Source organism: Streptomyces sp. NPDC059740, from assembly GCF_042733155.1.
Lineage (GTDB): Bacteria > Actinomycetota > Actinomycetes > Streptomycetales > Streptomycetaceae > Streptomyces.
Genome location: NZ_JBHWGP010000002.1, coordinates 140,340 through 159,883, shown reverse-complemented (window position 1 = coordinate 159,883; position 19,544 = coordinate 140,340). Strand labels below are relative to the sequence as shown.

Genomic DNA, 19,544 nt, shown 5'->3' with positions numbered 1-19,544 from the left:
ACTGTGGAGAGATCGTCCCGGCGCGAGCCACGCGCCGCCGGCGTACAAGGAGGCACCGTGCCGCATGTCCTGGTCCTCAACGCGTCGTACGAGCCGCTCGGCGTCGTACCGCTCCACCGCGCGCTCATCCTCGTCCTCAACGACAAGGCCGTCAGCCTTGAGGACTCAGGCGCCCTCATGCACAGCGCAACACGCGTCATCCCCGCTCCGAGCGTGGTCAGACTCAAGAGATTCGTCCGGGTCCCCCTCAGAGGCCCAGTCCCCCTGACGCGCCGCGCCCTGTTCGCGCGGGACGGCGGCAGGTGCGTGTACTGCGGTGGCGTCGCAACCAGCGTCGACCACGTCATCCCCCGCAGCCGTGGCGGGCAGCACACCTGGGAGAACGTCGTCGCCGCCTGCCGCCGCTGCAACCACGTCAAGGCGGACAAGCACGTGGCCGAGATCGGCTGGCGGCTACGGCACCAACCCGCCCCGCCCAGTGGTCTGGCCTGGCGCATCATCGGCACCGGCCATCGGGACCCGCGCTGGCTGCCCTACCTGCAACCCTACGGTGCGGAGGACGCCCTGGCCCGGATCGACGCCGTGACGGCGCAGGTCCGGGCCTCTGCGTAGGGAGACCCGGAACCGCGGGGGAGCCGGCCGGCCGCCGGGCCGGCCCCCGACCGCGCCCGGCCGCCCCGTGGCCGCTCACGCCTCCGCCGGCCACGGTGGGTGGCCACGCGGTGGTGCGCGGTGCCCGCGCGGTCGGCCCGCGATGGGCCGTGAGGCGGCGGCGTGCCTTCCGGGGGAGAATGGTCGTGGAGCGCGGGCCGCAAGAAGTTCGCCCGGATGTCCTGAATGCGGCATCTCTCTGCTGTGAGATGCCCCTCCCCGCCGTCAATTCGCCACATCCCGCGATCGTGTGACCTGGGCCACGTTTCGACGGCGAAGACGTCTGCGGTGGCGTCCACTGGGTAGGGCCCTGCTGTCCCACTGTCGACGAACGGGAGGCCCACCGTGGCCGCATCCGCTCAACTGCTGCTCGACGCCCTCTCCAAACCCTGCGAGCCGGACCTCTACGACGGAGTCTCCGACCCCGACTCCGTCCTGGACGGCACCGGCTCGTTCCGCATCGTCGAGCCCCCTCTGACCAGTGAACCGCCACTCGCCGACGCCGCCCCCCTCACCAGCGAATCCCCGATGGCCGCCGAGTTGCCGCTGACCAGCGAGCCGACCGCGACCGTCCTGGGCATGGAGACCATGGAGGTCTGATGGGTCGCGCGCGGCTCGCTCGGTTGCACGGTGTGTCCACGTCCTACGAACCGTCCCCGGGCCGCAGGGTCGACGTCGGTGAGGAGACCGTCGTCGCCGTGCTCGCCGCGCTCGGAGTCGACGCCTCGACCTCCCAAGCTGTACGCGCCGCCCTCGACGCCCACGACCACGCGCAGGGCGGCGCGCTGCTGCCCGGCACCGTCGTGGTGCGCCCGGGCCGCCCGCTGACCCTGCCGCACCTCCCCGCCGAGACGGCCCTCCAGGTGCACACCGAGAACGGCGAGACGCTGGAGGCCCCCGTCGGCGCGGGCCTGGGCCGCCCCGGTGACGTCTGCGAGGACGGCCGGGGCGGGCTGCCCCTCGGCGTCCACACGCTGCGCGCCCACACCCCCGACGGCCGCTCCGCGCGCGCCCACCTCGTCGTCGCACCCGACCGCATCCCCGCCCCGCAGGGCCGCTGCCACGGCTTCCTGGTGCAGCTCTACTCGCTGCTCTCCCGGCGCTCCTGGGGCATGGGCGACCTCGGTGACCTCGCCGACCTGGCCTCCTGGTCCGGGCGTGCCCTGGGCAGCGGCTTCCTCCAGCTCAACCCGCTGCACGCCGCGGTCCCCGGCCACCCCACCGACCCCTCGCCCTACCGCCCCTCCTCGCGCCGCTTCCCCGACCCCGTCCACCTGCGGGTCGAGGACGTCCCGGAGTACGCCTTCCTCACCGGCGAGGCCCGCGCCGAGGCCGACCGGCTGCTCGCCGAGGGCGCCGCGCTGCGCCGCGGGGTGCTGGAGGAGGACGCGCTCATCGACCGCGACGCCGTCTGGGAGCTGAAGCGGCGGGCGCTGGAACTGGTCCGCGCCGTCCCGCTCTCCCCGGGCCGCCGCGCCGCCTACTGCGACTTCCTCGCCGCGCGCGGCTCCGCGCTGGAGGACCACGCCACCTGGTGCGCCCTGGCCGAGGTGCACGGCTCCGACTGGCGCGAGTGGCCCGAGGCGCTGCGCGACCCGCACTCGGCGCACACCCGCCGCGCCCGGACCGGGCTGATGGACCGCGTCGACTTCCACAGCCGCCTGGCCTGGTACACCGACGAGCAGCTCGCCGCGGCCCAACGCGCCGCGCGCGAGGGCGGGATGGGCATCGGACTGGTCCACGACCTGGCCGTCGGCGTCCACCCGCACGGCGCCGACACCTGGGCCGCGCGGGAGGTCTTCGCCGCCGGCATGTCGGTGGGCGCCCCGCCCGACGCCTTCAACTCCCGCGGCCAGGACTGGGGCCTGCCGCCCTGGCGCCCCGACACCCTCGACCGGCTCGGCCACGCCCCGTTCCGCGAACTGCTCCAGAGCATGCTGCGGCACGCCGGCGGGCTGCGCATCGACCACGTCATGGGCCTGTTCCGGCTGTGGTGGGTCCCGGAGGGCCGCCCGCCCACACAGGGCGCGTACGTGCGCTACGACTCCGAGGCGATGCTCTCCCTGCTGGCGCTGGAGGCCCACCGGGCGGGCGCCGTCGTCATCGGCGAGGACCTCGGCACCGTCGAGCCCGGCGTGCGCGAGACCCTCGCCGACCGCGGCCTGCTGGGCACCTCGGTGCTCTGGTTCGAACGGGACTGGCAGGCGCAGCAGCAGGCCGGGGCGGGCCCCGACCACCCGGACACCCCGGCGGCCCCCACCGCGCAACCGGCGCCCGGACCCGCACCGGCCGCGGAGGAGGCCCCCGGCCCCGCCCCCGAACCGCTCACCGCAGCCGCCGCGCGCGCGGGCGAACCGGCACTCCTGACCGCGGCCCCCGAGGCGGAGACCGGCGCGGACGCCCGCCCGGCGAGCGTGCCGCGCCCCGCCGGGCCGCAGCGGAGCGCCCCGCCCGAGGAGCCCGAGGGCAGGGACACCGCGGCGGCGCAGGGCGACCACGCTCCGATCCTGCCGCCGCAGCAGTGGCGCGCCGACTGCCTGGCGACGGTCACCACCCACGACCTGCCCACCACCGCCGCCCGCCTGACCGGGGAGCACGCCGCGCTCCGGGACCGCCTCGGGCTGCTGGACCGGCCACTGGCCCAGGAGCGGCGCGCCGAGAGCGCCGAGACCGGTGAGTGGCTCGCTCTGCTGGGGCGTCTGGGCATGCTCACCGGGGGGACGCACGAGGAGGAGGCCGCGGTCCGCGCGCTGCACCGCTTCCTGGTGTGCACCCCGGCCCGGATGGTCGGCGTCTGGCTGCCCGACACCGTCGGCGACCGCCGCCCCCAGAACCTGCCCGGCACCTGGGACCAGTACCCCAACTGGCGCCTGCCGATCAGCGACGCGAGCGGCCGCCCGGTGACGCTGGAGGAGATCGTCGCCTCCCCGCGCCTGCACGCCCTCATGCGGGAGCTGGCGCCACTGCGGGAGCGGCCACCGCTGGCCGGTGGCACCGGGCTCCGCCCGACGGACGGCCCCGCACCCACCGTTCCCTGACGGGCGGCGCCCGGCACGGTACGGCCGGCCCGGCAGCGCGCGGGGCCGGCCGCCCGACTGCGCGCGGACCAGGGCGCTCACCCACCGCACCCGGGGGAGAAGGTAGGAGGTGTCGACGCCGAGTTCTGTCACGGCTCTTCTCCCGCTTGCCCGGTTCCGGCATCATGCCCGCAAGGCAACCCAATACATCCGACCTATGGGGTCGGTGAGGTGGAGGGAACCATGCGGGGACGCGCCAACCGACCTGAGGCCACTGCCGGCCCGGACGCCGCTGCGGACGCCGCTCCGCCCGAGCCGCTGGGCCCACCGGAGTCGCCGGGCCGGTCCGCACCACCGCACGCCACTGCCGGCCCGGGCCGCCGCGCGGCCCTCCTCGCCGGAGCAGCCGCCGCCCTCCTGCCCGCGCTCACCGCGACCCCCGCCCGGGCCCGCCCGGCCGGCGCCGCGCATCCCGGGGGCGAGGCCACCGCGGAGTCCGCCGTCCGCCCCGCCCCGCAGATGCGCGTCGAGCCCGGCGACACCCCCGAGCGGATCATCGCCAAGGCCGCCAACATCGTTCCCCGCAAGGGCCAACTCGCCTGGCAGCAGCGGCGCGTCACGGCCTTCACCCACTTCGGGATGAACACCTTCACCGACCGCGAGTGGGGCTCGGGAACCGAGGACGAGGCGTGGTTCGCACCGGGGGACATCGACGTCGAGCAGTGGATGGCCGTCTACCGGGCGGCCGGCGCCCAGCAGGCCATGCTCACCGCCAAGCACCACGACGGCTTCGTGCTCTACCCCACCCGCTACACCCCGCACTCCGTCGCCCACAGCCCCGGCCGCCCCGACGTCCTCGGCCGCTACGTCAAGGCGGCCCGTGCGGCGGGACTCCGCGTCGGCGTCTACCTCTCGCCGGCCGACGGCGCCGAACTGCCGCACGCCTGGCACGCCCGGTGGGTGGAGAGCGTCCAGGAGAAGAAGGACCGCGGCGAACAGCTCAGCCTCCCCGAGGAGATGGCGCTCGCCGACAAGGGCCGAGCCCCGGCCGGACTGGGCCGCTACGGCAACGGCAGTGCCGTCACCGAGCACACCATCCCCACCCTCGTCCCCGGCGACGACCGCACCTCCGCCGTCCGCAGCGGTCGCCTGCCCTCCTTCACCGTCCACGTCAACGACTACGACGCCTTCTACCTCAACCAGGTCTACGAGCTGTTCACCCAGTACGGCCCCCTCGACGAGCTGTGGCTGGACGGCGCCAACCCCTGGCGCGACGCGGGCGTCACCCAGACCTACGCCCCCGAGGAGTGGTTCCGCCTCATCCACGCCCTCTCCCCGGACACCGTCGTCTTCGCCGGGCCGCAGGGCGTGCGCTGGGTCGGCAACGAGGACGGCGTGGCCCGCGAGACCGAGTGGTCCGTCACCCCCTCCACCGTCGACCCGTGGACCGTCATGGCCGGCGGGCTGCCCAACGACTCCACCGACCCCGACATCGGCTCCCGCGAGAAGCTGCTCGACCCCGCCACCCGGTACCTCCAGTGGTACCCGGCCGAGGCCGACGTCTCGGTCCGGCCCGGCTGGTTCCACCACCCCGACGAGCACCCCAAGAGCGCCGGCACCCTCGTCGACCTCTACGAGAAGAGTGTCGGCCGCAACGCCTGCCTGCTGCTGAACATCCCGCCCGCGAAGGACGGCCGGATCGAGGCGGCGGACGTCGAGGAGCTGACGGCCTTCGGCGACCGGGTCCGCGCCACCTACGGCACCGACCTGCTCGGCCGCGGCCACCACGGGCCCGCCACCTTCGACCGGGTCCGGCTGGCGGAGGACGTCCGCCACGGCCAGCGGGTGGAGAGCTTCACGGTGCAGGCGCGGGTCGCGGGTGCCTGGCGGGACATCGCCGAGGGCACCACCATCGGCGCCTGCCGCATCCTGCCCCTGCCCGCACCGGTCACCGCCGACGCCGTCCGCGTCCACGTCGGCGCCGCCCGGGCCACCCCCCGGCTGCTGCCCGTCACCGTGCACCGCTCCACCCCCTGACGGGCGGGCGGACGGGCCCGCGTCACCCGGCGGGGGGCGACACCGACGCGCGTGCGGTACCCCGCGCGCGTGTCGCGGGGGACCGTCCGATAGCTTGGCAACGTGAGCAACCAGGTCAACAAGATCAACAAGAGCGCCCTGCGCGCCGGCACCCTCGCCGCGGGCACCGCCTTCGTGCTGCTGCTGTCGTCCCCCGCGTTCGCGCTCACCCGCGACGACGGTGACGACCCGGGCCCCGGCCTGAGCATCGCCCAGACGCTCGGCCTCTACGTGGGCATCCCCGTCCTGCTGTTCCTGGTCATCGCCGGCCTGGTCATGGTCGGCGACAGGTCCCGCAAGCAGGCCAAGGCGGGCCACGGCCCCGACACCCGCGGCGGTGAGGGCGCCGGCACCGCGTCCACCGCGGCCGGCAGCGGAGCCTGACCCTCCCCGACCGACGCCTCACATCCGGCGGCGCCCCCGGCGGACCCCAGTGGTCCCGGGGGCGCCGCCGCTTGCGTGTGTCCGGGGGCATCACCCGGGTGCGCATCGCTGTATTCGGCACCTTTCAGTTGTGCTGAACGGTGTAGGAGGAAACTTTCGATAGACCTGTCGGTTCTGCTGCTGTCATCGTCAAGGGGACGACGCACGAGGTCCCACCGCCCCCACCCCGGACGGACGCCCCGGCCACGACGAAAGGCAGCAGATGACGCAGGCAGCCAACGCCACCGACCCGCACGCCAACGACGCCGCACCCTACGGCGGGGGCGACCCGTACGCGGACTACCGGACCTCCGGTGACCAGTCCTTCACCTCCCTCGTCGACCTCGCCGACCGCCGCTTCGGCGCCGGCGTCATCGCTGCCAACGACGAGTTCTTCGCCGAGCGCGAGAACCTCCTCGTCCCCGCCCGCCCGGTCTTCGACCCCGAACACTTCGGCCACAAGGGCAAGATCATGGACGGCTGGGAGACCCGCCGCCGCCGCGGCGCCGACGGCGACCACCCCTTCCCCACCGAGGACGAGCACGACTGGGCGATCGTCCGGTTGGCCGCCCCCGGCGTCATCCGCGGTCTGATCGTCGACACCGCCCACTTCCGCGGCAACTACCCGCAGCAGATCAGCGTCCAGGCCACCTCGGTACCCGGCAACCCCGGCCCCGAGGAACTGCTCGCCGACGACGTGAAGTGGGAGGAGATAGTCCCGCGCAGCCCCGTCCTCGGCCACGCCGCCAACGGCTTCGCCGTCACCTCCGAGCGCCGCTTCACGCACCTGCGCCTCAACCAGCACCCCGACGGAGGCGTCGCGCGGCTGCGCGTCCACGGCGAGGTCGTGCCCGACCCGGCGTGGCTGGCGGCCCTGGGCACCTTCGACCTGGTCTCCGTCCTCAACGGCGGTGACGTCGAGGACGCATCGGACCGCTTCTACTCGCCGCCCACCAACATCATCACCCCGGACCTCTCCCGCAAGATGGACGACGGCTGGGAGAACCGCCGCCGCCGGGTCCGCGGCACCAACGACTGGGTCCGCTTCCGCCTCGCCGCCCAGGGCTCGATCCGCGCCGTCGAGCTCGACACCGGCTACTACAAGGGCAACGCCGCCGGCTGGGTCGCGCTGTGGGCCTGCGACGCGCAGAGCGCCGACCCCGCCGACGAGTCCTCGTGGGTCCAGGTCCTGCCGCGCACCCGCCTCCAGCCCGACACCCCGCACCGCTTCGTGCTGCCCGAGGCCGTCATCGCCACCCACGTCCGCGTCGACGTCTTCCCCGACGGCGGCATCGCCCGCCTGCGGCTCCACGGCGGCCTCACCGAGACCGGCGAGGCGGCGCTGCGGCGGCGCTTCGAGGAGTGCGGGGGCTGAGCCCCGCCCGCGGCGGCCCGGCGGCAGACGGAGGGGGCTGCCGCCGGGCGACCGGCCACTCACCGGGGGGGAGGGGCCGGTACGACGGAGGGCGGCGGGCCCGAGGTGGGTCCGCCGCCCTCCGTCACGTCGGGCCGGGCGAGGTCAGCGGCCTGCCGCCGCGTCCACCGCCTGCGCCTTGAGGGCGCGCTCCACGCCCGCCCTGGCCTCCGTCACCAGGCGGCGCAGCGCGGCCGAGGGCTGCGCCGAGGCCAGCCAGGCGTCGGTGGCGTCCAGCGTCTCCTGCGAGACCTGGAGGGCGGGGTAGAGGTTGACCGCGATCTGCTGCGCCATCTCGTGGCTGCGCTGCTCCCAGACGTCCTTGACGACCGTGAAGTAGCGCTCCGCGTACGGCGCCAGCAGCTCACGCTGGTCGGGCTGGACGATGCCGAAGATGACCGCCTCCTGCACCGCGTTCGGCAGCGTGTCGGACTCGACCACGGCCGCCCAGGCGCGTTCCTTGGCCTCAGCCGTGGGGCGGGCGGCCCGGGCCGAGGCCGCGTGCTGCTCACCCGCGGACGTGGCGTCCCGGGCCAGCTCCGCGTCGATGGCCGCCTCGTCGGCCCGGCCCGTCGAGGCCAGGCGCTGGAGGAACGCCCAGCGCAGCTCGGTGTCGACGGCCAGGCCCTCGATCACCTCGCTGCCGTCCAGCAGCGCCCGCAGCAGGTCGAGCTGCTCGTCGGTGCGGGCGGTGGCCGCGAAGGCCCGCGCCCAGGCCAGCTGGTGGTCGCTGCCGGGCGTGGCCACCCGCAGCTGCTGGAGCGTGGCCTCGGTCCACCGGCCCAGCTCCTGTTCCCGCCACTGCGGCGCCGCGTACAGGTCCAGGGCCAGCTTGACCTGGCGGTGCAGCGACTGGACGACGCCGATGTCGGACTCCTTGCCGATGCCGGAGAGCACCAGGTTCAGGTAGTCGCGGGTGGCCAGCTCGCCGTCGCGGGTCATGTCCCAGGCCGAGGCCCAGCACAGGGCGCGCGGCAGCGACTCGGTGAAGTCGCCCAGGTGCTGGGTGACCACGCGCAGCGACTCCTCGTCCAGACGCACCTTCGCGTAGCTGAGGTCGTCGTCGTTGAGGAGGATGACGGCCGGGCGCCGGCGGCCCACCAGGCCGTCCACGACGGTCAGTTCGCCGTCCACGTCCAGCTCCCAGCGGTCGGTGCGCACCAGGCGGCCGTCGCGGAGGTCGTAGGCGCCGATCGCGATGCGGTGTGGACGCAGGGTCGAGGTGCCGGTGGCACCGGCCGGCAGCGCGGGGGCCTCCTGGCGGACGGCGAAGGAGGTGATGACCTCGCCGTCCGCTCCCGCCTCGACCTCGATCTCCGGACGCAGGATGTTGATTCCGGCGGTCTCCAGCCACGCCTTCGACCAGGCCTTGAGGTCCCGGCCGCTGGTCTCCTCCAGTGCGCCGAGCAGGTCGGGCAGCCGGGTGTTGCCGAAGGCGTGCCGCTTGAAGTACGTCTGCACGCCGCGGAAGAACTCCTCCTCGCCGACGTAGGCCACCAGCTGCTTGAGCACCGAGGCGCCCTTGGCGTAGGTGATGCCGTCGAAGTTGACGAGGACGTCGTCCAGGTCGTTGATGGGCGCCATGATCGGGTGGGTCGAGGGGAGCTGGTCCTGCCGGTAGGCCCAGGTCTTCTCGGCGTTGGCGAACGTCGTCCAGGAGTGCGGCCAGCGGCTGCCGGGTGCCGCGGCCTGGCAGGCCACCGAGGTGAAGGTGGCGAACGACTCGTTCAGCCACAGGTCGTTCCACCACTCCATGGTCACCAGGTCGCCGAACCACATGTGGGCCAGCTCGTGGAGGATGGTCTCCGCGCGCCGCTCGTAGGCCGCGTCGGTCACCTTCGAGCGGAAGACGTACTGGTCGCGGATGGTGACCGCGCCGGCGTTCTCCATCGCGCCCGCGTTGAACTCGGGGACGAAGAGCTGGTCGTACTTGGCGAACGGGTAGGCGTGGTCGAACTTCTCCTGGAACCAGTCGAAGCCCTGCCGCGTGACCTCGAAGATCGCGTCCGCGTCGAGGAACTCCGCCAGCGAGGGACGGCAGTAGATGCCCAGCGGCACCGAGCGGCCCTCGCCCTCCCAGCTGCTGTGCACGCTGTGGTACGGGCCGGCGATCAGCGCGGTGATGTAGGTGGAGATGCGCGGCGTCGGCTCGAAGCGCCACACGCCGTCCTTGACGTCCTCCGGGGAGGGCGTCGGCGAGTTGGAGATGACCGTCCAGCCCTCGGGCGCCTTCACGGTGAAGGTGAAGGTGGCCTTCAGGTCGGGCTGCTCGAAGCTGGCGAAGACCCGGCGCGCGTCCGGCACCTCGAACTGCGTGTACAGGTAGGCCTGCTGGTCCACCGGGTCGACGAAGCGGTGCAGGCCCTCGCCGGTGTTGGTGTACGCGCAGTCGGCGACGACCCGCAGCTCGTTCGCGCCCGCCGCCAGTCCCGGCAGGGCGATCCGCGAGTCGGCGAACACCTCGGCCGGGTCCAGCGCCGTGCCGTTGAGCACCACCTCGTGCACCTCGGGCGCCACCAGGTCGATGAACGACTCGGCGCCGGCCTCCGCGGCCTCGAAGCGCACCGTGGTCACCGACCGGAAGACACCGCCCTCCTGCGCGCCGGAGAGGTCCAGGTCGATCTCGTACGCGTCCACCGTCAGCAGCCGGGCGCGCTGCTGGGCCTCTTCACGGGTCAGGTTCGTACCGGGCACCGGGCCACTCCTTAGCATCGTGACGTTTCCGGCCATCCTTGCACGTGGCGGGCGGACTTCCGAGGGAGTTCGCGGGGGGCTGAGGGGGTGGGGGGAAGGGGCCCCCGCCCCCGGTCCGATCGGCGGGCCTACGGCTCACCAGTGGGTGGTTCCTGGCCGCCCAGCAACAGTTCGTCCCCGGCAGGGAACCGCGCCGTGCCGCCCTCCTCCCAGGTCACCACCACAGCCAGCCCGCCCATCGGCCCCCTTTCGGTCCTGGCAGTGGCGACCGTGCGCCACTGCCCCTCGTAGCCGATCACGTCGCCCTCGCCGACCAGGACGGCGCGTCTGGTCGAGGGGGTCAACCGTTCACCACGGCCGGACGCACCTCGCTCGCGGGGACCTCCCATTCGACGCCACCTCCCCGCGGACGCAGGTAAGCGGTCCTGCGGACGACCCTCCCGCTCTGCGCCAGACGCTCCTCGATCACACCTCGCAGCTCCCCCGTGCGGCCGGATGCGGTGTCCTCGACGAGCGTTCCCACCGGGTACGGCGGCTCACCGTGACTGAGCGTCGTCGGTGGCTGTGCCTGTGACAGTTCCATGACTCCTCGTTCCGCCTGCGGACATCTGCCTCACAGGGAGAACGGCTGGAGGGAGAAGCCGACTTGCACAGCACTTGCACAACGGCCGGACCGGTGCGCTGCGCGGTGGAACGATGGTGGCTACGGAGCCGAGCGGGGAAGGAGGCACAACATGAGCGTTGGCAGGATTCCGGGGCCCGGTGCGAACGTCGCCGTCTGCCGCAAGGCGTGCGGCTTGAGCCAGGCGGCCCTCGCCCGCCGGGCGGGTGTCTCGGTCTCACTGCTCAGCAAGATCGAAGTGGGTGACCGGGCGCTGACCCAGGGCATCGCCGCTGCCCTCGCCCACGCCATGAACCTGACGCTCGACGAACTGCTGGGAAAGGCGGCCGTCGAGCACGCCGAAGAGCACCGTCTGGCCTCGCTCAACCACGCCGTGCGCCGCTTCGACATCCCCGACACACCGCCGCCTCACCCGGAGGACCTGCCGTACGCGCTGGCCGAGCTGAACGCACACCGCTACCGGACGGAGCTGACAGCTGTTCTCCGGAAGCTTCCCGGTGTGCTGACGGACATCACCAACCACGCCCATGCCACCGGCTCGCCCGATGCCTGGGCCCGGGTGGCCGACACGTACAGCATCGTCTACTGGCTCGCCGCACGCCATCGCTGGATGCACCTGGCGGAGCTGGCGGTCATGAAGGAGCGGGCAGCCGCCGAGCGCGCTCATCCGGTGGCCGCGACGGTCGCTGCCCGTGACGAGGCCGGGGCCTTTCTCAACTCAGGGGACTTCGCCGGGGGAATGGCCGTCGTCGACCGTGCCGTCGTGGAGGCCGAATCGGCTCTCCGGGGACGCGACCGCGCGTTCGGCCTGGGCATCCTGCACCTGCGGGGGCTCACGCTGGCCGGCCGGCTGAAGGACAGGCCCGCCGCCGAGAAGCACATCAGGGCGGCGTGGCGCACGGCCGAGGAGTACGGCGCGGACGCCGACGAACACGGCATCCACTTCGGACCGGAGCAGACGGCCAGCCACGTCATCGCCACCTACTCCGACCTGGACCAGCACCGCACCGCGCTGGAGACCGCCGATGACCTGCTCCGCGGCGGCACCTCGTTGCCCGCCACCCGGATCGGCCCACTGCACATGAACCTCGGCCGCTCGCACCTGGCGCTCGGTGACCGCGACGCCGCCCTGGCCTCGCTCGAAGAGGCATGGCAGGTGGCCCCGGAGATGGCCCGTGTCCACCCGACGAGCCAGGAGCTGATGCGCGTGCTGACCTCGCTGCACCGCCGCAGCAACCCGAGGCTCACCAGGTTGGCCAAGCGGGCAAGGGTGCCTTTCTGAGACCTGCCGGCCTCGGACGCCCCCCTGAACGAGCCACCCAGGAACCACCCACCGCACCCACGCGTGTAGGGGGGCGCGGGGCACGGAACGGAGAGGGGCCAGTGGTGGAGCGGGAGAACGGCCGGTCGGCGGTGGGGCTGCCGGAGGAGGCGGGCAGGTCGCAGGGGCCGGCTTCGCGGCACGGACTTACCGCTGGCACCCTGCGAGTCCTGCGCGGGGGCAGCTCCGGCCTGTACGGCGTCTCCTTCGGCGTCGCGCTGCTGGCGGGGCTCGTGGGGGCGGCGCTCGTGGCGGCGGCGTTCGGCCTCTCCTGGCACTACTTCGCCCTCACCTGGAAGTGGGCGCGCTCCGACATCGCCTACGAGGACCCGCCCGTCGGCTACTTCCCGCCCTATCGGACCGGCATCTTCCTGCGGAGCCTCCCCTTCATGATGCTGCTGCTGCCGCTCGCCGGCTTCGTCCTCGCGCTGCTGCACAGCGCGGGCGCCGTGGCCGTCCGCGACGCGACGGTGGGCGGGCGGCGCCCGGGCGCGAGGGAGTTGTGGCGCCGCTGCCGCCCGTTCACCTGGCTCGCCGTCCGCGTGCAGCTGCTGACGAACGCGTACGCGGCGTCCCTGGCTCTGCCGGCCCTGCTGGTGTGGATGTTCTTCGAGAACGGGGGCGTCCCGGGCGTCGATCTCGAACGGCTTTCCCATTCGACCAGTGCGCCCTACCAGTTGCTGGGCTACGGCCTGCCCCTCGTCCTGCTCGCCCTCGCGCTCGCCGTGTGGTTCCGGCTGGGCCCGGCCACCGCCGCCGTGGTGGACGGCGCGACCACCGCCCGGGCCGCCGTGCGCCGGTCCTGGTCGCTGACGGGCGGTGCGCGACGGTGGCGGGTGTTCGGCGTCGGCCTGCTGCTCGCGGCCCTCGTCGTCGCAGCCTTCTGGGCCCTCTCCCGGGCAGCCGCGCCCCTCGCCCACCCGGTGGGCCTGGCCGTCCTGTGGCTCACGCACGACAACCCCTACGCCGCCGGCGCCGTGATGGAGGTCGTCCCGGTCGCGGCGGGCCTGCTGCTCCTGACGGCGCTGGTCCTGCCCCCGGTCGGCGTGGCACTCGCGCTCCTGCACCGGGAGCTGCGCGCGGCGGACGGCGGGAGCGAGGCTGCGGCGGTCAGCAGGTGACACCGGCCGCGTGAGGGCGGGCCCAGGAGCGCGGGCCCGCCGAACCCCACGTCGCTTTCCTGCCGGACAACGCCCCGGCCCCGCGCCCAGGATGAACGGCATGGACACTCTCCTGCACACCCCACGGACCAGGTACACCCCGCTCGGCATCGCCCCGGAGGTTCTCCGGGAGCTGCGGGAGCGCGACGACGCGGGCCGGCCGCTGAAGCCCTTCACCGCCACCGACGAGGGCAGCCCCCTGCGCTGCTGCCTGCGCCCCCACCGCGTCGGTGAACGGCTGGCGCTCGTCGGGTACGCGCCGCTGCGCAGGTGGGCCGCCGCGACGGGGGCGGACCCCGGGGCCTACGACGAGGTCGGGCCGGTCTTCGTGCACGCCGGGGCCCAGGACTGCGACGGGCCCGAGGCCCGGTCCAACGGCTACCCGTGCACCCGCCCCGGGGCCCAACGGGTCCTGCGCCGCTACGACGGGGGCGGCGCCATCGTGGGCGGCCGACTCCTCACCCTCACCGACGCCCCCGACGCCGGACTGGACGCCGCCCTGGACGAGGCGTTCGCCGATCCGGAGGTCGCGGTGGTGCACGTGCGGGCGGTGGAGTACGGCTGCTGGCACTTCGAGGTCCGGCGGGGCTGAGCGGCGCCGGGCAACGCACGCGGTCCCCGGCCAAGTGGGCCGGGGACCGCGTCACCGCCAGGGCGGACGCCCTCCGAGCGGCCCCCGCACGGGGGTCGGGGACCGCGGGAAGGCGCCGCCGGCGGCGGAGGTCAGCTGCGCAGGTCGGCGGCGACCAGCTCGGCGATCTGCACGGCGTTGAGCGCCGCGCCCTTGCGCAGGTTGTCGTTGGAGACGAACAGGGCCAGGCCGTTGTCCACCGTCTCGTCCACGCGGATGCGGCCCACGTAGGACGGGTCCTGGCCGGCGGCCTGGAGCGGGGTGGGCACCTCGGAGAGGGCAACGCCCGGCGCGCCGGCCAGCAGCTCGGTGGCGCGCTCCACGCTGATCGGACGGGCGAAGCGGGCGTTGATCTGGAGGGAGTGGCCGGCGAAGACCGGCACGCGCACGCAGGTGCCGGAGACCTTCAGCTCGGGGATCTCCAGGATCTTGCGGCTCTCCTTGCGGAGCTTCTGCTCCTCGTCGGTCTCGAAGCTGCCGTCGTCGACGACCGAGCCCGCCATCGGCAGCACGTTGAAGGCGATGGGCCGCACGTACTTGTTCGGCTCGGGGAACTCGACCGCACCGCCGTCGTGGGTGAGCCGGGTCGCGTCCTGCTCGACGGCCTTGCGGGCCTGCTCGTCCAGCTCGGCGACGCCGGCCAGGCCGCTTCCGGAGACGGCCTGGTAGGTGGCGACGACCAGCGAGAGGAGCCCCGCCTCGTCGTGCAGCGGACGCAGCACCGGCATCGCGGCCATCGTGGTGCAGTTGGGGTTGGCGATGATGCCCTTGGGACGGTCCGTCGCGGCCTGCGGGTTGACCTCGGAGACCACCAGCGGGACCTCGGGGTCACCGCGCCACGCCGAGGAGTTGTCGATCACCACGGGGCCCTGCGCGGCCACCTTCGGCGCCAGCTCGCGGGAGGTCGCGCCGCCCGCCGAGAACAGGACGATGTCCAGCCCCGAGTAGTCGGCCGTCGTCGCGTCCTCAACCGTGATCTCGGTGTCCTGCCACGGCAGAGTGCGCCCGGCGGAGCGCGCGGAGGCGAACAGTCGCAGCTGCTCCACGGGGAAGTTCCGCTCGGCGAGAATGCGCCGCATCACGCCGCCGACCTGTCCGGTGGCTCCGACGATTCCGATCCTCATGGGGCTCCTCTTCTCTCGCTGGCAGCAGCTCTGCCGAGGGGTAACCTGCTCGGTTACCTCCGCATCATGCTCATCATGCGTGTGACGCCCGTCGCGCTGTCCACTCCATTGTGCCCAGCCCGCCGGTGGTGAGACGGGGCCGGCAGGGCGCCCGGTGGGCGTGGGCGGGGCGCACGGTCACCCTCCGGCGTGCCGGATGAGCAGGCTCGCTTCGGCCGTCCCGCCGCCCAACGCCTCGTACACGTGCGGCCGGTCGGAGAGCCAGGAGACGTGCTCGCCCGCGTGCACGACCAGGGGTGCGTCGGCCGGGCCCACCCGGACGGAGCCGGAGAAGAGAGTGAGGTACTCCACTGTCCCCGGTCCGTGCGCGGGGGAGGTCTGGCGCTCCCCGGGGCGGATGCGGAGCCGGAACAGCTCGGTGGTCACCGTCCCGCCCTCGGCGGCGGCGTCGCGGAACGCGGCCAGCGGGGTCGCGGTGACCGCCGCGCCCCGCACCTCGGGCGCCGCGGTGACGGCGGCGCCCGGCACGGCCAGCAGCGCGGTCAGCTCCACCCCGAGCTGGCCGGCCACCGCGTAGAGCGTCTCGGCGGTCGGGTTGCGGGCGCCCGTCTCCAGCCCGGAGAGCGTGGCCTTGCCGACCCCGGCCCGGCGCGCCAGTTCCGAGAGGCTCAACCCCCGTTCGCGGCGCAGCTCCCGGATGCGGGAACCGGTCAGTGCTGCGGCGTCGCGGGTCCAGGGCCTGTCCTCCATGGCGTCGAGTATCGCCCACCGCCTAGTGTTCCGTTTACGGAACGCTTCTCGTCCGCTCCCGTCCTCCGCGGCCCCGCCCGCCTTCCCGACCGTCGCCAGGAAGTGACCATGTCCACCACCCGCCACACCCCGGCCGTGCCGCCGCCCGCCGCCGACGGCCGCCTCCAGCTGCTGAGCACCGGAGTCGTCAGTGCCGTCGTCGGCTTCACCAGCTCCTTCGTCCTGGTCCTCACCGGACTGCGGGCCGTCGGCGCCGACGCGCACCAGGCCGTCTCCGGGCTCCTGCTGCTCTGCCTGGCCAACGGCGCCCTCGCGATCTGGCTGGGGCTGCGGCACCGGCTGCCGCTCAGCATCGTCTGGTCCACCCCCGGCGCCGCCCTGCTGGTCGCGGCGGGCCGGCAGGAGGGCGGCTACCGGGCGGCCGTCGGGGCCTTCCTGCTCGCCGGGCTGCTGGTGACCGTCACCGGCCTGTGGTCCCGGCTCGGACGTCTCACCGCGGCGATACCCGCCCCGCTCGCCACCGCGCTCCTGGCCGGGGTGCTGCTGCCGCTGTGCCTGGCGCCGGTGAAGGCGAGCGTGCAGGAACCCGCGCTGGCCCTGCCGATGGTCGCGGTGTGGGCGCTGTGCACCCGCTTCGCCCGCCGCTGGGCGACCCTGGCCACGCTCGCCACCGTCGTCGTCGGACTGCTGCTGCGGCACAGCGCCACCGCCACCGGCCCGGCCACCGGCCTGCTGCCCCACCTGTCCCTGACCGCTCCGGCCTTCACCCCGGGCGCGGTCGTCGGCATCGCCGTGCCGCTCTACGTGGTCACCATGGCCTCCCAGAACATCCCCGGGTACGCCGTGCTGCGCCACTTCGGCCACCGGGTGCCCACCAGGCCGGTGCTGGTCGGGACCGGTCTGGCCACCACCCTCACCTCGGTGGGCGGCGCCTTCATGGTCAACCTTGCGGCCATCACCGCGGCCCTGGTAGCCGGCCCCGAGGCCCACCCGGACCGCTCCCGGCGCTGGGTCGCCTCGGTGACCGCCGGCTGCTGCTACCTCCTCCTCGGCCTCGGGTCCGGGCTGGCCGCCGCCCTGCTCAGCGCCGCCCCGTCGGTCCTCGTCGAGGCCGTCGCGGGCCTGGCCCTGCTGCCGACTCTGGGCTCCGCCCTGTCCTCCGCCGTCACCGCGGCCCGGGGCAGGGAGGCGGCGGTGATCACCTTCGTCGTCTGCGCCAGCGGAGTGACACCCCTCGGCGTCGGCGCGCCCTTCTGGGGCCTGCTCGCCGGCCTGGCCGCCCACCGCCTGCTGCCCGCCCCGGCCACCCCGCCCGCCGCCACTGCCCAGGACACCGCGACCTCCGCGAATTCCCAGGACTCCGCGGACACCGCGACCTCCGCCACCTCCCAGGACTCCGCGAACTCCGCGAACTCCGCGAACTCCGCGAACTCCGCGGACACCGCGAACTCCGCGGACGGCCGGGAGCCGGGCACGGTGGCCCCGGGCGCGGAAGGCTCCGGCGCCCTGACCGCCGCGGACGACCGGGCCGGGCGTCCGGTGGGCTCCGGCTGACGAACTCCGGGCGAACGCCCCGCGTCCCGCGGGCAGCCGTGCGCCGGCGAGCGGGCGGCGGCGCAGAGCGTGGAGATCCCTGTGCGGGGATCGGCAGCCGAAGTTGCCGCGCCGTTCACGTCACGGCCACGCCCGGTGCCGACGCTCACGGTGACGGCGGCAGGCCCGTCGTCGCCGACGCCGACGCGCACCGGGAGAGACGACGAGCATGCCCGCGCATCCCCGCCCACAAGCCGACGGTCCCCACCCCGACGACCCCACCCGGCACCCCGGAGGGCACCGTCCCGCCGCCACCGCCGGGACGACCACCTCCCGCCACCGGGGGCGGCCCCGCATGCCGCGCCCCGGCATCGAGCGCCGCAGGTTCCTGGCCGCCCTGGGGGCGGCGGGCGTCGCTACCGGGGTGGGGCTCGCCACCGGACTCGGCGGCACCGGCACCCCCACCGCCTCCGCCGCACCGCTGAAGGGCCGCGCGCCCTTCGCCCCCCGGCCGGTGGACGCCCCCGCGCTGCCGCCCGAGCCCTTCAGCCAGGGGACGACCCTGCACTCCGTGGCCACCCCGCGCGGCACCGGTGGCTACCGGCGACTGGCCGACGGGCCCGGCTGGCGGCGGGTGGTGCGCACCGAACTGGCGAGCCCCGACCGCGGACGCGAGGACCGCCGCACCGTCCTGGCGGCGTTCGTCCAGTTCACCGACCTGCACCTGGTGGACGCGCAGAGCCCGCTGCGCTACGAGTTCCTGCGCGGCCAGACCACCTCCGCCTGGCGGCCCCACGAGGCGCTCGGCGCCGCCGCCACCGCCGCCCTCGTCGCACGCGTCAACGCCCTCGCCAAGGGACCCGCCACCGGCGCGCCGCTGCACTGCGTGGTGACCACCGGCGACAACACCGACAACAACTCGCGCGCCGAACTGGACTGGTTCCTGCGCCTGATGAACGGCGGTCGCCTCACCCCCGACACCGGCGCCCCGGGACGGTACGAAGGGGTGCAGAACGGCGGTCAGGCGCTGTACTGGCAGCCGGACAGCGCCCTGCGCGACGCCGACAAGCAACTGGGCTTCCCCCACCTGCCCGGCTACCTCGACGCCGCGGTCCGCACCGTCCACAGCCCGGGCCTGCGTCTGCCCTGGTACTCGACGGCGGGCAACCACGACTCGCTGCCCGGCGGCTGCTGGGCACCCGGCGACCCGTACTGGACGGAGTTCGCCACCGGCGACCGCAAGCTCTACCGGCTGCCCGAGGACACCGCCCGCCGGGCCTGGCGCGCGGTGAGCAGGGGAGCGGACCCCAAGGGCGCGGAGTTCAAGGCCCTGTTGCGGAGCAACACCCGCCACATGCGCCAGGTCACCCCCGACGAGCGGCGCGCGCCCTTCACCCGCGCCGAGTACCTCCGCGCCCACCTCGACCCCCGGCACACCGGCCCCGGCCCGCACGGCCACGGCTACACCGCCGAACACCTCGACTCCGGCCACGCCTACTACACCTTCCGCATCTCCCCGGACGTCCTGGGCGTCAGCCTCGACACCACCGACACCGGCGGCCACTACACCGGCTCAGTCGGCACCGCCCAACTGCGCTGGCTGAAGCAGGTGCTGACCGACCACGCCGACGAACACGTCCTCGTGCTGAGCCACCACACCTCCACGACCATGGACAACACCCGCCCCGACCCGCTCCACCCGGGCGAGGCGCGGCACAGCGGCGAGGAGCTGGTGAGCGTCCTGTCCGCCCACCGCAACGTCCTGGCCTGGGTCAATGGGCACACCCACCGCAACGAGATCACCGCCCACCCCGGCTTCTGGGAGATCTCCACCGCCTCGCACATCGACCACCCCCAGCTCGCCCGCGTCATCGAACTGACCGACAACCACGACGGGACGCTCTCGCTCTTCACCAGCCTGATCGAGTCCGCGGCCCCCGCCCGCACCGACTTCGCCGACCTGTCCCAGACCGGGCTCGCCTCCCTCTACCGCGAACTGGCCCTGAACGCCCCCGGAGCCCGCACCACCCTCGCCGGCGACCCGGGTGACCGCAACACCGAACTGGTGCTCCGCAAGCGCTGAGGCCGGGACCGCGGTGCGCACCCCTGCCCGGGCCCGCGGCCTTCG

15 protein-coding genes and 1 pseudogene are annotated in these 19,544 nt (G+C 74.3%); 11 read left to right on the top strand and 5 right to left on the bottom strand.

Translation table 11 applies throughout. The annotated features are described in order from the left end of the window. Positions 1-57 precede the first annotated feature (57 nt). The 6 genes and pseudogenes from ACFV3R_RS03490 to alc all read left to right on the top strand — a co-directional run bounded on the left by ACFV3R_RS03490 (position 58) and on the right by alc (position 7,542). On the top strand, positions 58-612 hold the full coding sequence (locus ACFV3R_RS03490) for an HNH endonuclease (RefSeq protein ID WP_385574720.1): 555 nt from the start codon (positions 58-60) through the stop codon (positions 610-612). Between the two features lie 384 nt (positions 613-996). Further along, complete coding sequence (locus ACFV3R_RS03485) at positions 997-1,251, top strand: hypothetical protein (RefSeq protein WP_385574717.1); 255 nt, start codon at positions 997-999, stop codon at positions 1,249-1,251. Next, positions 1,251-3,689: a 4-alpha-glucanotransferase gene (malQ, locus tag ACFV3R_RS03480; RefSeq protein ID WP_385574714.1), complete on the top strand. Its 2,439-nt coding sequence runs from the start codon at positions 1,251-1,253 to the stop codon at positions 3,687-3,689. Before ACFV3R_RS03485 ends, malQ begins: the two co-directional genes overlap by 1 nt. Before the next feature lie 222 nt (positions 3,690-3,911). Further along, positions 3,912-5,705 carry an alpha-L-fucosidase gene (locus tag ACFV3R_RS03475; protein WP_385574711.1) on the top strand — a complete coding sequence of 598 codons (1,794 nt, stop codon included), beginning with the start codon at positions 3,912-3,914 and terminating at the stop codon, positions 5,703-5,705. A gap of 102 nt (positions 5,706-5,807) precedes the next feature. Continuing rightward, positions 5,808-6,047: pseudogene (locus ACFV3R_RS03470) on the top strand (hypothetical protein); the annotation flags it as partial. A 343-nt stretch (positions 6,048-6,390) separates the two neighbouring features. Continuing rightward, a complete protein-coding gene (alc, locus tag ACFV3R_RS03465; protein WP_385574709.1) occupies positions 6,391-7,542 on the top strand; it encodes an allantoicase in 1,152 nt (383 codons plus the stop codon). Positions 7,543-7,686: 144 nt separating this feature from the next. On the opposite strand, the gene pepN is transcribed toward alc, so the two are convergent. From pepN to ACFV3R_RS03450, 3 genes are all read right to left on the bottom strand, one after another. Further along, a complete protein-coding gene (gene pepN, locus ACFV3R_RS03460; RefSeq protein ID WP_385574706.1) occupies positions 7,687-10,275 on the bottom strand; it encodes an aminopeptidase N in 2,589 nt (862 codons plus the stop codon). Between the two features lie 128 nt (positions 10,276-10,403). Continuing rightward, the gene (locus tag ACFV3R_RS03455; RefSeq protein ID WP_385574703.1) at positions 10,404-10,619 is read right to left on the bottom strand and encodes a hypothetical protein; all 216 of its coding nucleotides are present in this window, start codon (positions 10,617-10,619) and stop codon (positions 10,404-10,406) included. After that, positions 10,616-10,858: a hypothetical protein gene (locus tag ACFV3R_RS03450; protein ID WP_385574700.1), complete on the bottom strand. Its 243-nt coding sequence runs from the start codon at positions 10,856-10,858 to the stop codon at positions 10,616-10,618. The genes ACFV3R_RS03455 and ACFV3R_RS03450 overlap by 4 nt, the downstream gene beginning before the upstream one ends. A gap of 151 nt (positions 10,859-11,009) precedes the next feature. On the opposite strand from ACFV3R_RS03450, the gene ACFV3R_RS03445 reads away from it, so the two are divergent. The 3 genes from ACFV3R_RS03445 to ACFV3R_RS03435 all read left to right on the top strand — a co-directional run bounded on the left by ACFV3R_RS03445 (position 11,010) and on the right by ACFV3R_RS03435 (position 13,970). Then, entirely contained in the window at positions 11,010-12,179 is a 1,170-nt protein-coding gene (locus tag ACFV3R_RS03445; protein WP_385574697.1) for a helix-turn-helix domain-containing protein, read from the top strand. A 101-nt stretch (positions 12,180-12,280) separates the two neighbouring features. Next, positions 12,281-13,339 carry a hypothetical protein gene (locus ACFV3R_RS03440; RefSeq protein ID WP_385574694.1) on the top strand — a complete coding sequence of 353 codons (1,059 nt, stop codon included), beginning with the start codon at positions 12,281-12,283 and terminating at the stop codon, positions 13,337-13,339. Between the two features lie 100 nt (positions 13,340-13,439). Further along, positions 13,440-13,970, top strand: coding sequence for a DUF1203 domain-containing protein (locus ACFV3R_RS03435; protein ID WP_385574691.1), 531 nt, complete (start codon positions 13,440-13,442; stop codon positions 13,968-13,970). A 131-nt stretch (positions 13,971-14,101) separates the two neighbouring features. Here ACFV3R_RS03435 and ACFV3R_RS03430 read toward each other — a convergent pair whose 3' ends face one another. Next, positions 14,102-15,133 (bottom strand): aspartate-semialdehyde dehydrogenase, encoded by a 1,032-nt coding sequence (locus ACFV3R_RS03430; protein WP_385574688.1) that lies wholly within the window; start codon positions 15,131-15,133, stop codon positions 14,102-14,104. A 177-nt stretch (positions 15,134-15,310) separates the two neighbouring features. Further along, positions 15,311-15,883, bottom strand: a complete 573-nt coding sequence (locus tag ACFV3R_RS03425) for a helix-turn-helix domain-containing protein (protein ID WP_385574685.1) — start codon at positions 15,881-15,883, stop codon at positions 15,311-15,313. 108 nt (positions 15,884-15,991) lie between these two features. Between ACFV3R_RS03425 and ACFV3R_RS03420 the strand changes: the two genes are divergently transcribed. Beyond that, positions 15,992-17,437 carry a benzoate/H(+) symporter BenE family transporter gene (locus tag ACFV3R_RS03420; RefSeq protein ID WP_385574681.1) on the top strand — a complete coding sequence of 482 codons (1,446 nt, stop codon included), beginning with the start codon at positions 15,992-15,994 and terminating at the stop codon, positions 17,435-17,437. Positions 17,438-17,771: 334 nt separating this feature from the next. Next, positions 17,772-19,499, top strand: coding sequence for a TIGR03767 family metallophosphoesterase (locus ACFV3R_RS03415; RefSeq protein WP_385575472.1), 1,728 nt, complete (start codon positions 17,772-17,774; stop codon positions 19,497-19,499). The last annotated feature ends 45 nt before the right edge of the window (positions 19,500-19,544 follow it).

Bases quoted from the DNA above. Each gene is read 5' to 3' on its own strand.
- alc (WP_385574709.1), top strand. From the start codon at position 6,391: ATGACGCAGGCAGCCAACGCCACCGACCCGCACGCCAACGACGCCGCA.
- ACFV3R_RS03435 (WP_385574691.1), top strand. From the start codon at position 13,440: ATGGACACTCTCCTGCACACCCCACGGACCAGGTACACCCCGCTCGGC.
- ACFV3R_RS03430 (WP_385574688.1), bottom strand. From the start codon at position 15,133: ATGAGGATCGGAATCGTCGGAGCCACCGGACAGGTCGGCGGCGTGATG.
- malQ (WP_385574714.1), top strand. From the start codon at position 1,251: ATGGGTCGCGCGCGGCTCGCTCGGTTGCACGGTGTGTCCACGTCCTAC.
- ACFV3R_RS03450 (WP_385574700.1), bottom strand. From the start codon at position 10,858: ATGGAACTGTCACAGGCACAGCCACCGACGACGCTCAGTCACGGTGAG.
- ACFV3R_RS03475 (WP_385574711.1), top strand. From the start codon at position 3,912: ATGCGGGGACGCGCCAACCGACCTGAGGCCACTGCCGGCCCGGACGCC.
- ACFV3R_RS03445 (WP_385574697.1), top strand. From the start codon at position 11,010: ATGAGCGTTGGCAGGATTCCGGGGCCCGGTGCGAACGTCGCCGTCTGC.
- ACFV3R_RS03425 (WP_385574685.1), bottom strand. From the start codon at position 15,883: ATGGAGGACAGGCCCTGGACCCGCGACGCCGCAGCACTGACCGGTTCC.
- ACFV3R_RS03420 (WP_385574681.1), top strand. From the start codon at position 15,992: ATGTCCACCACCCGCCACACCCCGGCCGTGCCGCCGCCCGCCGCCGAC.
- ACFV3R_RS03415 (WP_385575472.1), top strand. From the start codon at position 17,772: ATGCCGCGCCCCGGCATCGAGCGCCGCAGGTTCCTGGCCGCCCTGGGG.